Genomic DNA, 13,214 nt, shown 5'->3' with positions numbered 1-13,214 from the left:
CCGCGGTCAGCCGCCGAGCCCGAACCAGAGCACGGCGAACACCCCGCACGGCACGCCGGCCAGCGCCAGCGCGATCAGCACCCGCCACCGCAACGCGAGCCCCGGCCCGGTCACGAACGCCGCGACGGCCCCCGCCCCGGCGAACACGACCGCGGCGCCCACGGCCTGCGCGGCGGTGTACGGCAGCGACGGCAGCAGCTTCCCGGCCGCCCAGAACGCCACCGCCGCCCCGGCGGCCACCAGGGCGGCGCGCCGCGCGGGCCGCACGTCCACGCGCTCCAGCACGTACGCGGCTCCGGCGAGCATGACCAGGCTGATCGCCAGGAGGGCGCCGAGTGCCGGGGCCAGGCAGTCCCAGTCGGCGCAGCCGACGCCCGCCCAGGTCAGCCGGGCGGTGGCCCACCACAACACCCCCAGTGCCCCGCACACCCCCGCGGCTCGCCCTATACGCCCCGTCATGCAGTAATCGTCCCACTGCCAGGAGGAGGCCGCCGTCAGCAGGAGGCCACTGTCAGCAGGAGGCCGCCGTCAGCAGGAGACGGCTGTCAGGAGGAGGCGGCCGCGCGGAGCTCGTCGGCCTCCGCCTCGGCGGTCCTGCCCAGGGCGCGCAGGGCGACGGCGCGGTTGGCGTACAGGTCGGGCTGCCGGTCCAGCTCGACGGCCCGGGTCAGGTCGGCCAGCGCGCCTTCGGCGTCGCCCGTGGCGTAGCGCAGCACGCCCCGGTTGCCCCAGGCGGCGGCCAGCTCGGGGGCGTGCTCCAGAGCCAGGTCGAGGGCCGCCGCGGCCTCGTCGAAGCGGCCCGCCGCCGTCTCCAGCTGGCCGAGCACGGTGAGCAGGTGCGGGTTCCGCGGCGCGCGGGCGAGCCCGGCCGTGACGTCGGCCCTGGCCTCCTCGTCCCGCTCCGCCGCCGCCAGCAGCCCGGCGCGGTTGACGTAGGCGTCGAGGTAGCCGGGGTCCAGCTCGATCACCGTGCCGAGGTCGGCGAGCGCTCCCTCCACGTCACCCCGCACGGTACGCAGCTCCGCCCGGTTGTAGTACGCCTCCGGCAGCGGCGGCCCGGCCCGCATGGCCCGTTCGTAGTCGGCCAGCGCCTCCTCGGACTCCCCCAGCCGGAACAGCAGGTTGCCGCGTTCCAGGTAGGTGTCGGGGAAGCCGGGGTCCAGGGCGATGGCGGCGGTGTAGTCCTCCAGGGCCTCCTTGGCGTGGCCGAGCGCGCCGAGGAGCTGGGCGCGGTTGGTCAGCAGCACCATCCGGTGCAGCGGGTGCCGGTCGCCCAGCTCGCCGGCCAGCTCGACGGCCGACTCCACCAGCGACAGCGCGGCTTCCAGCCGTCCGTGCCGCAGCTCGACCAGGGCCAGGCCGTTGCGGTCGAAGCCGAGTTTGAAGGCCCGTTCGAAGGAGTCGGGCAGCAGGCTGGAGATGGCGATGGCCGCGTTGAGCCAGCGGCGGGCCCTGCCCAGGTCGCGCTGCGCCGGGTCGGGGTGGCGGGCGTCGAGCATGGCCGTCCCGTACGCGGCGGCGGCGTGCACGACCGGGTCCTGGCTGGCCGCGCGGGCCCGGTCCCACAGCGTCCGCGCCTCCTGGACGCGGCCGAGCCCGCCGAGCGCGGTGGCGGTGCGCTGGGCGAAGCGCCACCAGGGGGCCTGCCCCGGTTCGGTCCGGGCCAGGCCGAGCTCCCCCAGCTCGGCCGCGGCGTGCAGGAAGCCCTCGCGCATGCAACGGTCCACCAGAAGCCACAGCTCGTCGGCGCCACGCTCGTCGGGCGGCGGCTCGGGGCCCTCGGCGTAGACCGCGACGGCCAGCGTGCCGGCCGGGACCCGCCGGGTCAGGACGTCGAGCAGCTCGGTGTCGGTGGGGTCGGCGTGCGCGCCGTTGCACACCGCGAGCGTCGCGCCCGGCCGCACGGCCGCCCGGACGAACTCGGCGATCCCGTTGGCCAGCCTCAGCGTACGGCGGGGCGCCGGCACCAGGATGCGCTCCTCGTCCGGCAGCCCGGCGTCGATGGTCGTCCGCCGGACGGGCACCTGCCCGGCCAGCTCGGGCGCGACCGCCCGGATCTCGATGTCGTAGGCCGCGAGCAGCTCGCGCGGGGCGTCCGGCACCAGGCGCCGCAGCAGCGCGGCGCCCACGGTGTAGGGGCCGCGCGGCCGGCGATGCGCGTCGATGACCGGCATCAGCAGCCGCACGGCCCCCCATCGGGCGGGCGGGCCGCCCTGGACGCTGAGGTGGGACCTGCGCTCGGTCACCCCTTGTGGATGACGCCTGCGGTCCCTGCGAGCCTCGCGGTGCCTGGCTTACGGACGACGATGCGCTTCATGACGTGCCTCTCCGATGGGTGTGACTATCCATTATTCGGACACCCAACCGGATATCAAGATTTATGGTGAGTAAGTGGCGGTTTAGCGAATAAGAACTACCTGGCATTTGTGCGCGTCCCGCAGCCTATTGAGACCGAAACCAATGATCGACCGCCGCGACCCGCGCCTGTTCCGATTCCTCCATCAACGTGCACAGGCACCGCCCGACCAGCGTGACGGACTGGCAGCAGCCGGGCCCCGGCAGCTTCTTGGCGCGCACGATCGCGGTCGCCCGCTCGATCAGGCGCTCCAGGCTCGGCTCCCCGCCGCCCTTGAGCGCGTGGGCGTTCCACGGGCACGCCTCGACGTCCTTGCACGCGCTCTTGGCGATGAACGGCGCCGGCCCCGGCTCGAACCGCAGCCGGTCCTCACGCTTGATCCGCAGGTCGGCCAGCACCGACGCGGCGCGGCGGGAGACCTCCAGCAGGTCGCTCCTGCCAGGCCGGCTCTCTTTTCCCCCGGCCGCCCGCTCGGGCAGGGCGAGCAGCATCGCCGCGGCCATCAGCCCGCCGCCCATCACCATGCTCCAGCCCACCTGCTCGTGGAACCAGATCACCGCGATGGCGGCCACCCAGAGGGGCTGAGAGGACATCATGATCGCGCTGGGCACGGCCGGCACGTGCTTCTGCCCGTACGAGCGGGCCAGGAACCCCAGCGCGCACGACACCACGGCCAGGTGCGCCAGGATCGCCCAGTCGGGCAGGCTGGACGGCAGCGTGATCCCGCCGCGCAGCGCGAAGCCCCCGGTGAGGATGCCGATCGTGAAGAGCTGGATCGTGGTCAGCGCGTACGCGTGGAAGCGTTCGCCCTTCTTGGACAGCTCGGCGAGCATGAGCGTGTGGGCCGAGTAGAGCGCCGCGGCCGTGAGCGTGACGCCGAGCGCGAGCAGCGAGACCTCGTGGTCCTCGACCCCGCGCAGCAGCGTGAACACGGTCATCCCCGCCATGGCGAGCACCACCCCGGCCCACACCCGCCGCGGCGCCCGGCTCCTGAACATCACCAGGGCCAGGACCGGAGTGATCACCACGCTGCACCCGACGGCGAACCCCGACACCGCCGAGGGCAGGCTGTGCAGCGCGAACGCCTGGGCGGTCTGCCCGACGCCGAACAGCAGCCCCAGCACGAGCCCGTTGACCCACGTCCGGCGCGGCAGCCGCCGCAGCGAGCGCGGCCGGATGACGACCAGCGTCACCGCGGCGATGAGATACCGCTCGGCCAGCAGGTCCTCGACCGGTAACCGGAGAATGAGATCCTTCATCAGCGGGAACGCCGACCCCCAAGCGGCGCTGACGAACAACAGAAGCACGGCTCCCAGGAGGGGTCGGGGAGCGGGCACGCCTGCCATGGAGCAGAGCATGCCACTACTAAATGCATTCACCAGAGCACGCGGCGAAGCCGGTGAGGTTACTGTTCCACTTGGAGTTAAGACCCTCACTCCAGGCCCGAAACATCCATACCGGCGGCGGCGAAAACTGCTCTTTCCTGCGGTTACTGCCTGGTACGGCCGAGCTCTCCACATTCGCACTGTGTACGGACGCGTGCGCGTACCGTGCGAACGGGCCGACGCCTCGCCCCGGAGATCGTCACTCTCCGCGATCATCGCGAGGCGGTGTGGTCACGCCTGAGCGTAGAGGTCGCAGGAGCGCCGCGGGGGCGGAAAGGGAGAACCAGCCAGGGCCCCAGGAGGGGATGGGGCGGGAGACCGCCGGATCCGGAAGCGTCGGACCGCGGCGTCGTCGTCGGAGCTAGAGCTCCATGGCCGGCGCGGGCGCCAGCCGTTTCTCGCCGTAGATGACGACGAGGTCGCCCACCTGGCGGCGCGACAGCTCACGCCAGCCCTGACGGGCGTACAGCGCCAGGGCCGCGCCCTGGTTGAGCGTGGTGTCGCCGCGCAGGCTGCTGAAGCCGAGCTCCAGGGCGCGGTCTTCGAGGGCCGAGAGCATGGCGCCGCCGTAGCCGCGCCGCTGGAAGTCGGGATGGACCCGGAGCCTGCACACCTCGGCGGTCTCCCGGTCGACGGGCTTCAGGCCGCCCATGGCGACCACCCGCGAGCCGGTCTCGCCGACGATGAAGTCACCTCCGCAGGCCAGGTAGATCTCCTGGATGCGGGGGAAGTCGTCGTCGTAGTAGACGCCGTCGCCGGGTTGGAGACCCACCTCGGCCAGGCAGATCCGGTGCAGCGCGAGGATGGTGTCGAGATCGGACCAGCGGTACCGCCGGATCTTCAACGTCATCCACCGCTCCCTTCCTTCTGGGCCAATTTCCGACGCCGCAGCTGGGCGCTGAATTCAGCCAGCATCTGATGTTTGTCGTCCTTCTTCATGATCGCCTGCTCCAGCGCGAGCGCTGGGCGGATGATGAGGTCCGTAAGGTATTCATCCCCCAGATTGCGCAAGGCGTTCGTCCCAATGTGCAGGGCTTCGTCGATGTCACCCTCCAGGAGGCGGCACTGGGCCTGGTCGAGCCTGATCAGGGTCTGGTCGAGAACGTGGTCCTCGTACTGGCCGAGGGCCTGGTCGAGCACCACCTCGGCCTCGATGGTCTGGCCGAGCTTGGTGAGCACATCGCCCTGGTAGAAGTAGAGCTGCTTCTCGGTGTAGCCGAAGGCCATGTCCTCCTGCTCCTCGCTCTTCATGTGCGCGAAGGCGCTCCTGGCCCGGGCCAGCGCGCGCTTGGCCTGGTCGACGACCTCCTTCTTGCTGTCGGTGCCCGAGAGCATGGCCAGCGCCCGCGCCTCGACGACCGGCGCCATGGCCTGGGCCACGCACGGCACGGCGCCCGCCAGGTCGCGGCTCTTCTTGGCCAGGTTGAGCGCCTCGCGGGCGTCGCCGTAGTAGAGGGGGACGAGCGACTCCCTGGCCGTGATCCAGGCCCGCAGCGCGCGGTCGCCGGTCTCGTCGGCGGCGATGCGGCCGGTGCGGAAGAACGACCGGGCCAGCCGGTGGTCGCCCAGGTTGATCATCACCATGCCGCTCAGGCCGGCGAGCTGCGCGGCCATGCGGCACAGCCGGTCCTGGAGGTCGATCGGCTGGCGCCGGGACAACGCCGTGCGGACCGCGCTCAGCTCCAGCAGCACGTCGCACAGCAACCGCAGCGGGGGCGTCGTGGTGTACTGGCGGCCGAAGGCCAGCGTCGCCTCCTCCCACTGGTCGAGCATGCCGCCCGACACGGTGGCCGAGACCAGCGTCTCGTCCATCCGCCGCCGGATGCCCTCGCACGCCCCCAGCACCGGCCCGTCGAACTGCTGCTTGAACGACACGTCGGTGTCGAGCAGATTTAACAACGTGCGCCGGAGGATGTTCTCGTCCTCCTGGGCGTCGGCCTCGACGGTCATCGGATGGATCACCAGGTCGCGCGGGAGCGACGCCGACCCGGGCACGCGGTTGGCGGGCTCGCCGAGCACGCCGGGCATCCGGTGGCCGTGGCCGCAGATGCAGGGCCCGTCGAAGCCGAGCTCGATGGGCTCGACCCGGTAGACCGAGCACAGGTAGTGGAGGTATTCGGGGCCCGGCCGCTTGAGCCCGCTCTCGTACGCCGACAGCAACGTCTCGCCGATGCCCGGCGGCGCCTTGGCGTCGCGCTCGAACAACGCGCGCACCTGCTCGATCACGTCCGCGAGCGCGATGCCGTAGGACAGGCGGTGCGCTTTGATGCGGGTCGTGCTGAACTGCGGCGAGCACGCCTCGTGGATCTCTTCAGCTATCTGGGCGGAGGTGCGCCCGGTGGCAAGGCCCTTGGCCCTGATCCGCCGGGCGATCTCCGTTTCCCTGTGCTGCCTGCCGGACATCCCGGCCCCTCTCCCGATGTCTCGACCCGTCAAGACTGGTGACTCAGCGTAGCCCTCAAGTAGCTCTTCGCCTAGAGATGACTATGAGGCAGTGAGGACCGTTTGGAAACGTGCTCATCAAGCCTACGGTTAAGGATCGTCCTCCGAGGGACTGTTTCTTACAACCCATGAGGGAATAGCCACTCCCTGTGATCAGCAGGACGGCGTTGCGTGTGCTGTTGACTTGAGCCATGTTTGGCCCACCAGCAACGATTCCCAAGGAGGACGAGAAGGTGACGGACGACAAGATCGGACATCTGCAGCGCCTCGTATCCGAACTCGGCGCTCGCGGTCTGCTCGCACGAGTGGTCCAGACCCAGAGCGGCCGGCAGTTCGTACGCGTCATCAACCCGAAGGCGACGAGCCTGTCCGAGAACGTCACCTGCCGGCCGGCGAACGCCTCGGACCTTCCCGACTGGTGGTACTGCTGGTCCTGGGGCGAACCCATGCACACGGCCGACGACCCGGCCGGTGCCGCGACCAAGGTCGCACGCGTGCTCGCCGCGGTGGGAGAGTGACGACGCGGTGATCCGGGTGGAGCGCAGCCACCACGGGTCACCGCCCCCACGGCGGCCCCGCGGGGCCGGCGGGACGATCGGTGCGGAGGGCGTCCGGATCCCCGGGCCCCTGATCGTCCCGCCGGTTCCGGCCCTTCGCGCGGGCGCGACGCCCGTGCGCGCAGATCAGCCCGGCGGGTGCGCCCGCCGGGTGCCGGGGGGATCACCTCCCCCCTTGGAACCGGTACGGGCCATGCTTCCGGGTGTGTGGCCCGTCCGAGCCGACCGTCATCGGAGCGTCCGGTCTCTCCCTCCGCGGCCCAGAGACCTGGCGACCCCGTCTTCCCCGGCGTGATGTGACGGCGGCCGGTTCGGTCAGCGGTATTTTTAGATCCAATTGGACTGATTTGCCGCTGACCGAACCGCTTCCTGAGGGGGAATCCACCCAGTGTTCCTGTTGGTGACATCAGGGCCATCGCCTACACCCACGCCGGCAGATTCGTCGCTCGTGCAGGACTTGGACAAAGTGAGCTCGCAGATGGCGCAAGCCTGTCAAGGTGACACGGTGTTCTGTGGTCCCCTGGTCGACTGGCTCGACAACGCCGCGTGGGCGCCCTTGCTGGCGAGTTTCATCACCATCGTCCTGATCCTGGTGCTCGGATTCGTCGTGCGGAACATCTCACACCGGGTGATCACCAAGGTGGTGAACCGGGCGGCCACCGGCGGCTCGCTCACCAACAGGTTCCGCCGCAACGCGGCCACCGACGGCATCGACGCGCTGCTGCACGAGCGCCGCAAGCAGCGGGCCGAGACCATGGGGTCGGTGCTCAAGCACATCGCCTCCATCGTCGTCCTCGGCACCGCCATCCTGACCGTGCTCGACCGGCTGACGATCCCCATCGCCCCGCTGCTGACCAGCGTCGGCATCCTGGGCGTGGCGATCGGCTTCGGCGCGCAGGAGCTGGTCAAGGACTTCATCGCCGGCATGTTCATGCTGCTGGAGGACCAGTACGGCGTGGGCGACGTGATCGACGCGGGCGCCGCCGTCGGCACCGTCGAGGCGGTCACCCTGCGGGTCACCCGGCTGCGCGACGCCGACGGCCGCGTCTGGTACGTGCGCAACGGCACGATCACCCGCGTCGGCAACGAGTCGCAGGGCTGGTCGCGGGCCTACTTCGACGTACCGGTGGCCTACGACGCCGACATCACCGCCGTGCGGGCGGCGCTGGAGATCGTGGCCGAGGAGATCTGGGCCGACCCCGAGTTCCGCGAGAGCGTGATCGTGGAGGAGCCCCAGGTGTACGGCGTGGAGCAGCTCTCCGACAGCGCGCTGGTGTTCCGCATCACCGCCAAGACGCTGCCCTCCCGCCAGGCCGAGGTCGCCCGGGAGATCCGGCTCAGGGTGAAGGCCGCCCTGGACTCCGCCGGAATCCCCATGGTCGCCATTGCATAAGGTGAGAACGTGACAGAGACCTCCTTCTACGACGCCGTAGGCGGCGAGGAGACCTTCCGCCGCCTCGTCCACCGTTTCTACGAAGGTGTCGCGGAAGACCCCCTGCTGCGGCCGCTCTACCCCGAGCCCGACCTGACGGGCGCCGAGGACCGGCTGCGCGGATTCCTGATCCAGTACTGGGGCGGCCCCAACACCTACAGCCAGGAGCGCGGCCATCCCCGGCTGCGCATGCGGCACGTGCCGTTCGTGATCGGGGAGGCCGAGCGCGACGCCTGGCTGCGTCACATGCGTGACGCGGTCGACTCGCTCGGCCTGCCCGAGGATCAGGCGACCCGGCTCTGGGACTATCTGGTCTATGCGGCCCACAGCTTGGTGAACTCGCCGACATAACGGGCATGACGCCCACATGGATATCCCCTGGTGGCGTGATGCCGTCGTCTACGAGATCTACGTTCGCAGCTTCGCCGACGCCTCCGGAGACGGCGTCGGCGACCTGGCCGGGGTGCGGGAGCGGATCCCGTACCTGAGGAGGCTGGGGGTCGACGCCATCTGGCTGACGCCGTTCTACCCCTCTCCGATGGCCGACGGCGGTTACGACGTGGCGGACTACCGCGGCGTCGACCCGCTGTTCGGCACGCTGGCCGACTTCGACGCGCTGGTGGCCGAGGCCCACGAGCACGGGCTGAAGGTGCTGGTGGACATCGTCCCCAACCACAGCTCCGCCGAGCACCCCTGGTTCCAGGCCGCGCTGCGGGGCGAGAAGCGCGACCGGTACGTCTTCCGCGACACGACCAACAACTGGCAGTCCACGTTCGGCGGGCCGGCCTGGACCCAGGTCCCCGACGGGCAGTGGTACCTGCACCTGTTCGCCCCCGGCCAGCCCGACTTCAACTGGCGCAACCCCGAGGTGCACGCGGAGTTCCTCGACGTCCTGCGCTTCTGGCTGGACAAGGGCGTGGACGGGTTCCGCATCGACGTCGCGATGGGCCTGTACAAGGCCGATGGGCTGCCCGACGTCGGCGACCAGTCGTTCACGTCGGTCTCGCCGGTCTGGGGGCAGCCGGAGGTGCACGGCGTCTACCGCGACTGGCGCAAGGTGCTGGACAGCTACCCCGGCCAGCGGATGGCCGTCGGCGAGGTCTGGACCGACAGCGCCGAGGACCTGGCCCTCTACGTGCGCCCGGACGAGCTGCACCAGAGCTTCAACTTCGCCTGGCTGCAGGCGCCGTGGTCGCCGACCGCGTTCAAGAAGGTGATCGACGACACCCTGGCCTCGGTCCCGTACGCCACCTGGGTGCTGTCCAACCACGACGTCGTACGCCATCGCACCCGCTACGAGACCGCCGATCCCGGCACGGGCCTGGCGCGGGCCAGGGCGGCGCTGCTCACGATGCTGGCGCTGCCCGGCTCCGCCTACCTCTACCAGGGCGAGGAGCTGGGCCTGCCGGAGGTGACCGACCTGCCGGCCGAGGCCAGGCAGGACCCGGTGTTCTTCCAGTCGGAGGGCAAGCTGCCGGGCCGCGACGGCTGCCGGGTGCCGCTGCCCTGGTCGGCGGAGTCGCCCTCCTACGGGTTCTCGCCGCCCGGCGTGCGGCCCTGGCTGCCGCAGCCGGCCGCCTTCGCCGAGCTGACGGCCGAGAAGCAGGAGGGCGACGCGGACTCGACGCTGGAGTTCTACCGCCGGGCCCTGGCCTGCCGCCGCGAGCTGGCGGGTGTGATTCCCTACACCCTGGAGTGGCTGGACTCCCCCGAGGGAGCGCTTTTCTTCTCCAGGGGCCCGCTGATCTGCGCGATCAACTGCGGGATGGAGGCCGTACGGCTGCCGCCGCACGACGCGATGCTGCTGTCCAGCGGCCCGGTCCAGGCCGGGACGCTGCCGCCGGACACCGCCGTGTGGCTGCGCAGGGCCTCATGACCGAGGGCCGGCCCGCTGCTCGCCGCGGACGGGGATGACGGGCAGCGACACCAGCGCGCAGGCCAGGCCGGCCGCGTACGCCGCCCAGTACCCCGTCCCGGTGATCAGCGCCCCGGCCAGCGGCGTCACCCCGAGGGCGACGACGTTCTGGACGGTGTTGTGGGTGCCGAGCACCCTGCCCGCCCAGGCGGGGCCGGCCAGCTCGCCCGCCCGCAGGTAGGCCAGCCCGTTGCCGGACACGGTGAGCACCGAGGCCGTGGCCAGCGCCACCGGGCCGAGCAGGCTGTCCGTCGCCGTGCCCACGACCAGCAGGGCGAGCACGGCCAGGCAGGCGCAGGTGAGCAGCAGCAGGGGACGCATCCGCAGGCCGACCCGGTCCGACCAGCGGCCGACGGCCACGCGGACCACGGCCCCGGCGACGGCCGACAGGCCGAAGAGCTGGCCGGCGGCCACGGCGTCCCAGCCGTACAGGCCGACCAGGCAGGTGACGCCGTACGTGCTGACCACGATCTGCGGCACCGCGTGCAGCCCGCTGGTCGCGTGCACCCGCCACAGCGCCGGCTGCCGGTACGGCGACCGCGCCGGCCCCGCGCTCCCCCCGGCGATCGAGCGCGGCGGCTCGGCCAGGAACAGCGCGGCCAGGACGGCGGCCAGCAGGCTCACGGCGGAGCAGACGAGCAGCACGCCGGGCAGCCCGTGCGCCCGCGCGACCGGCGGCAGCACGAACGCCGCGACGGCCATGCCGAGGGTGTAGGACACCTGGCGCAGGCCCATGGCGACCCCTCGCTCGGGCGGCTGGAACCAGCGCAGGACGATCCGGCCGCCGCCGACCATGGCCGCCGAGCCGGCCGCCCCCGCCAGCGCGAGCAGCGCGATCACGGCCCAGGCGGGCCCGGCGAAGGCGACGGCGGCGAGCAGCACGGCCGCCACGCTCACGCCGATGCCGAGCACCAGGCGCTCGCCGTGCCGGTCGGCCAGCGCGCCCCAGGCGACGAGCGCCACCAGAACGCCGATTCCCGGGGCATTTCCAATGACTCCGGCCACTGCCAGCGGAACACCGAAATGTCGCTCAATTTCCGGCATGACGAGAGGCAGGCCGAACAGTCCTAAGGTGACGCTCGCATGCGCGTTGACGCCCAGCGCGAGCATCAGCCAGCGCTTCCTGCCCGTCCCGGAGGGCGGCTGCGGTTCCAGGGCGGTCAGCCCTCGGCCGAGTAGCGCTTGAGCAGGACGAGCTCGTCCTCACCGAGCCGGCGCGGCGCGGCCCGCTCGACGTCGTAGGCCACGATCACCGAGGTGGCGGTCGCGTAGACCTCGTCGTCGTCGCGGATCTCGTAGGCCAGGGTGAAGCGGACCGGCCTGATCTGGGTGACCCAGGTCTCGACCCTGACCGGCTCGGGACGCAGGCCCAGCGGGCGGCGGTAATCGATCTCGTGGCGGGTGACCACGAGCCCTCCGAAGGGCGCCTCGCCCGCCCTGACCGGATCGATCGCGAACATGCCGAAGCGGGCGTCCTCCAGGTAGTCGAGGAAGCGCACGTTGTTCACATGCCCTTGGGAGTCGATGTCGGCGAATCTGACCATGCGGAGGAAGACGTGCCGGTGCGCCGGGGAGGGTTCTGCCACGTCCGCCACGGTACCCGTACCGTCCGGCCCGCCGGTCACCGGGCCTTGCGGCGGGCCAGGCAGGCCAGCACGGTCAGCACCGAGATCGCGGCCATGCAGGTGAGCGCCCAGCGGTAACCGGTCACGAGCAGGCCGACCGCGTCGCCGGAGAGCTGCGACAGGGTCCCGGCGAAGACCCGCCGGTGCAGCGCGGCGGGCAGCGGCGCGGTGATGATCGACAGCACCAGGCCGGTGCCGACCACGTTGCCGGTGTTCTGGAGCATGAGGCGCATGGCGTTGACGATGCCGAGGCGTTCTGAGGGCAGGCCGTCCAGGATGGCGGTGGTGTTGGAGGGCAGGAAGACGCCCGAGCCGAGGCCGATGAGCACCAGCCCGGCGGCCACCGCCGGGTACGGCGTGCTCGCCGACATCGTGCCGAGCAGCGCCAGCAGGCCGCAGGTCGTGGTGGCGGCCCCGGCCGCGGCGAGGGTGCGCGCGCTGGTCAGCCGCTGGAGGAAGCCCGACGTCACCGACGCGACCATGGCCGCCACCGCCAGCGGCAGCACCTTCAGCCCGGCCTGTACGGGATCGTCCCCCCGTACGGCCTGGAAGTAGAGCGCGACGAGGAACACCATGCCCATCCGAGCGACGGCGTTGAGGAAGGAGGCGAGCGTGCCGAAGGCGAAGGCCCGGTCGCGGAACAGCCGCAGGTCCACCACGGGATGGGCGGCCCGCCGCTCCCTGGCCGCGAACAGCGGCAGGCCCACGGCGAACGCGGCGAGCCCGGCGGCCACCACCGGATGCCCCCACCCCAGCCGGCCGAACTCCGACAGCGCCAGCAGCAGCCCGCCCAGCGTGACCAGCACGAGCACGCTGCCCGGCAGGTCGAGCCCGCGCTCGCGGCCGGCCGGTTCGACCCGCCGCAGCGTGAGCGCGCCCCACACCAGGCAGATCACCCCGATGGGCACGTTGAACCAGAACACCCAGCGCCAGCCCAGGTTCGAGGCGAGCAGGCCGCCGAGCGTCGGGCCGATCAGCCCGGCGATGGAGAAGGAGGCCACGTAGACGCCCATGCCCTCGCCCAGCCGCTCGCGCGGGAAGGCGTCGCTGACCAGGGCGGCGCTGTTGGTGAGCAGCATCGCGGCGCCGGCCGCCTGCACGACCCGCATGGCCACGATCACCCACGCGCCGGGCGCCAGCCCGGCGAGCAGGGCGGCCCCGGTGTAGACGGCCAGCCCGATCAGGTACATCCTGCGCCTGCCGAACATGTCGGCTAAGCGGCCGAATACCACCATGAGGACGGTCGTGGTCAACTGGAAGCCCAGCAGGATCCAGCCCGCGGCCGTGGCGTCGGCCCCGGTGTGCCGGGCGATCTCGGGCAGCGCCACGTTGATCGCGCTGCCGCCCAGCCCGATCAGCACGCTGGCCAGGCTCACGACCGACAGCGTGCGCCAGGCGTGGCCGACGGGAGCGGTGGTCGTCGTCACCAAGGGCCTGTCCTTTCTAGATTTTGATACTAGAATCCAGTTCAAATCGTCGGCCGGTCAAGGATCGAGGTGTCG

Annotated in this window: 12 protein-coding genes; 4 read left to right on the top strand and 8 right to left on the bottom strand. The window is 71.5% G+C overall.

Annotation, left to right across the window (positions count from 1 at the left end; all coding sequences use genetic code 11):
- Nucleotides 1–6 precede the first annotated feature (6 nt).
- From ACIBST_RS43545 to ACIBST_RS43525, 5 genes are all read right to left on the bottom strand, one after another.
- Entirely contained in the window at nucleotides 7–459 is a 453-nt protein-coding gene (locus tag ACIBST_RS43545) for a hypothetical protein (protein WP_397179360.1), read from the bottom strand.
- Nucleotides 460–545: 86 nt separating this feature from the next.
- Nucleotides 546–2,246 carry a tetratricopeptide repeat protein gene (locus tag ACIBST_RS43540; RefSeq protein ID WP_397179359.1) on the bottom strand — a complete coding sequence of 567 codons (1,701 nt, stop codon included), beginning with the start codon at nucleotides 2,244–2,246 and terminating at the stop codon, nucleotides 546–548.
- A 196-nt stretch (nucleotides 2,247–2,442) separates the two neighbouring features.
- Nucleotides 2,443–3,702 (bottom strand): DMT family transporter, encoded by a 1,260-nt coding sequence (locus tag ACIBST_RS43535; RefSeq protein WP_397179358.1) that lies wholly within the window; start codon nucleotides 3,700–3,702, stop codon nucleotides 2,443–2,445.
- 400 nt (nucleotides 3,703–4,102) lie between these two features.
- Nucleotides 4,103–4,591, bottom strand: coding sequence for a GNAT family N-acetyltransferase (locus ACIBST_RS43530; protein ID WP_397179357.1), 489 nt, complete (start codon nucleotides 4,589–4,591; stop codon nucleotides 4,103–4,105).
- Nucleotides 4,588–6,144 carry an XRE family transcriptional regulator gene (locus ACIBST_RS43525; protein WP_397179356.1) on the bottom strand — a complete coding sequence of 519 codons (1,557 nt, stop codon included), beginning with the start codon at nucleotides 6,142–6,144 and terminating at the stop codon, nucleotides 4,588–4,590. Before ACIBST_RS43525 ends, ACIBST_RS43530 begins: the two co-directional genes overlap by 4 nt.
- A 272-nt stretch (nucleotides 6,145–6,416) precedes the next feature.
- On the opposite strand from ACIBST_RS43525, the gene ACIBST_RS43520 reads away from it, so the two are divergent.
- The 4 genes from ACIBST_RS43520 (at nucleotide 6,417) to ACIBST_RS43505 (ending at nucleotide 10,048) form a co-directional block, all read left to right on the top strand.
- Nucleotides 6,417–6,701: a hypothetical protein gene (locus ACIBST_RS43520; RefSeq protein ID WP_352360547.1), complete on the top strand. Its 285-nt coding sequence runs from the start codon at nucleotides 6,417–6,419 to the stop codon at nucleotides 6,699–6,701.
- Between the two features lie 544 nt (nucleotides 6,702–7,245).
- Nucleotides 7,246–8,133, top strand: a complete 888-nt coding sequence (locus tag ACIBST_RS43515) for a mechanosensitive ion channel family protein (protein WP_397179355.1) — start codon at nucleotides 7,246–7,248, stop codon at nucleotides 8,131–8,133.
- A gap of 9 nt (nucleotides 8,134–8,142) precedes the next feature.
- Nucleotides 8,143–8,523 (top strand): globin, encoded by a 381-nt coding sequence (locus ACIBST_RS43510; RefSeq protein ID WP_397179354.1) that lies wholly within the window; start codon nucleotides 8,143–8,145, stop codon nucleotides 8,521–8,523.
- Between the two features lie 16 nt (nucleotides 8,524–8,539).
- Nucleotides 8,540–10,048: a glycoside hydrolase family 13 protein gene (locus ACIBST_RS43505; protein ID WP_397179353.1), complete on the top strand. Its 1,509-nt coding sequence runs from the start codon at nucleotides 8,540–8,542 to the stop codon at nucleotides 10,046–10,048.
- Here the strand turns inward: ACIBST_RS43505 and ACIBST_RS43500 are convergent.
- The 3 genes from ACIBST_RS43500 to ACIBST_RS43490 all read right to left on the bottom strand — a co-directional run bounded on the left by ACIBST_RS43500 (nucleotide 10,043) and on the right by ACIBST_RS43490 (nucleotide 13,139).
- Nucleotides 10,043–11,197 (bottom strand): MFS transporter, encoded by a 1,155-nt coding sequence (locus ACIBST_RS43500; RefSeq protein WP_397179352.1) that lies wholly within the window; start codon nucleotides 11,195–11,197, stop codon nucleotides 10,043–10,045. The genes ACIBST_RS43505 and ACIBST_RS43500 overlap by 6 nt on opposite strands.
- A gap of 50 nt (nucleotides 11,198–11,247) precedes the next feature.
- On the bottom strand, nucleotides 11,248–11,631 hold the full coding sequence (locus ACIBST_RS43495) for an acyl-CoA thioesterase (protein ID WP_397179418.1): 384 nt from the start codon (nucleotides 11,629–11,631) through the stop codon (nucleotides 11,248–11,250).
- A gap of 77 nt (nucleotides 11,632–11,708) precedes the next feature.
- A complete protein-coding gene (locus tag ACIBST_RS43490; RefSeq protein WP_397179351.1) occupies nucleotides 11,709–13,139 on the bottom strand; it encodes an MFS transporter in 1,431 nt (476 codons plus the stop codon).
- Between the last annotated feature and the right edge of the window lie 75 nt (nucleotides 13,140–13,214).

The sequence above is a fragment of the Nonomuraea sp. NPDC049684 genome (assembly GCF_044465345.1).
Classification (GTDB): Bacteria; Actinomycetota; Actinomycetes; order Streptosporangiales; family Streptosporangiaceae; genus Nonomuraea.
This window is presented reverse-complemented; position numbering and strand designations above follow the sequence as displayed.

What these genes read in the sequence shown, in the direction of transcription:
- ACIBST_RS43500 (WP_397179352.1), bottom strand. Translation starts at nt 11,197, where the DNA reads ATGCTCGCGCTGGGCGTCAACGCGCATGCGAGCGTCACCTTAGGACTG.
- ACIBST_RS43495 (WP_397179418.1), bottom strand. Translation starts at nt 11,631, where the DNA reads ATGGTCAGATTCGCCGACATCGACTCCCAAGGGCATGTGAACAACGTG.
- ACIBST_RS43525 (WP_397179356.1), bottom strand. Translation starts at nt 6,144, where the DNA reads ATGTCCGGCAGGCAGCACAGGGAAACGGAGATCGCCCGGCGGATCAGG.
- ACIBST_RS43505 (WP_397179353.1), top strand. Translation starts at nt 8,540, where the DNA reads ATGGATATCCCCTGGTGGCGTGATGCCGTCGTCTACGAGATCTACGTT.
- ACIBST_RS43530 (WP_397179357.1), bottom strand. Translation starts at nt 4,591, where the DNA reads ATGACGTTGAAGATCCGGCGGTACCGCTGGTCCGATCTCGACACCATC.
- ACIBST_RS43535 (WP_397179358.1), bottom strand. Translation starts at nt 3,702, where the DNA reads ATGGCAGGCGTGCCCGCTCCCCGACCCCTCCTGGGAGCCGTGCTTCTG.
- ACIBST_RS43545 (WP_397179360.1), bottom strand. Translation starts at nt 459, where the DNA reads ATGACGGGGCGTATAGGGCGAGCCGCGGGGGTGTGCGGGGCACTGGGG.